This is a genomic window from Peribacillus sp. SIMBA_075, assembly GCF_046534585.1.
The window spans coordinates 1-233 of record NZ_JAWRYN010001686.1 but is presented as its reverse complement, the minus strand read 5'-3'; the positions used below and the strand labels follow the sequence as shown (position 1 = coordinate 233).

Genomic DNA, 233 nt, shown 5'->3' with positions numbered 1-233 from the left:
ATGTTAGCGATGCAGTTGTTAATGCTGATGTAAATAAAATGAAAATGGTCTTTCAAAATTTAATATCTAATGCGATAAAATATACAGCAAATCAAAATATAAAAATTACTTTAGAAGATAGAAATGAAAATATATATTTTCAAATTCAAAATGGTATGAATGCTGAACAAATGAAAGATATCGATAAAATTTGGGAACCTTTTTACGTCTTAGAATCTTCTCGTAGTAAAGAC

The 233-nt window shown here is 25.3% G+C and carries 1 protein-coding gene; it reads left to right on the top strand.

Going from position 1 to position 233, the window contains the following annotated elements; genetic code table 11:
- Positions 1-233 (top strand): ATP-binding protein (locus SB775_RS34165; RefSeq protein WP_410865729.1); only part of this gene is annotated, 233 nt, incomplete at both ends.